At 65.9% G+C, this 451-nt stretch carries 1 protein-coding gene and 1 pseudogene; one reads left to right on the top strand and one right to left on the bottom strand.

Features of this window, described 5'->3' with window-relative positions; translation table 11 throughout:
* On the top strand, positions 1 to 356 hold a 356-nt coding region (locus tag EN852_RS35195), incomplete at its 5' end, for a zinc-binding dehydrogenase (protein ID WP_145994143.1).
* A 7-nt stretch (positions 357 to 363) separates the two neighbouring features.
* Here the strand turns inward: EN852_RS35195 and EN852_RS42770 are convergent.
* Positions 364 to 451: pseudogene (locus tag EN852_RS42770) on the bottom strand (LssY C-terminal domain-containing protein); the annotation flags it as partial.

The following is a 451-nucleotide window of genomic DNA, read 5'->3' on the forward strand; positions in this document are numbered from 1 at the left end:
TGGAGCTGCGCGCAGCGACCGGCAGCATCGACCTCGTCGTCGAAACCGGCGGCCCGGTGACTTTCGCGCAGTCGCTGATCGCCAGCGCGCTTTACGGACGCATCGTGCTGCTCACCGTACAGGACAAGAACGGCAAGTCTGTCGAGATCCCGGGCGCCATCTATCAGCGCAGCCTGGTCACCATCGGCCGCCTCTTCGTCGGCAGCCGCAGCGGGCTGGAGGCGATGCTTGCCGCTGTCGCCACGCACCGGCTGAAGCCGGTCATCGACAAGGTCTTTGGTTTCGACGAGGTGCCGCGGGCCTTCGAGCATCTGGAGAAGGGGCCGTTCGGCAAGATCGTCATCGCCACGGCCTGACCTGTGATCACCGCAACTGCTTCAGCACGCCGACGATCGCCCTGCCATCGGTGAAATAGGGGTCGCCGCCACCGTTGCGGCCGGTTTTGGTGGCG

Origin of the sequence: Mesorhizobium sp. M2E.F.Ca.ET.209.01.1.1, assembly GCF_004010375.2 — a bacterium.
Lineage (GTDB): Bacteria > Pseudomonadota > Alphaproteobacteria > Rhizobiales > Rhizobiaceae > Mesorhizobium.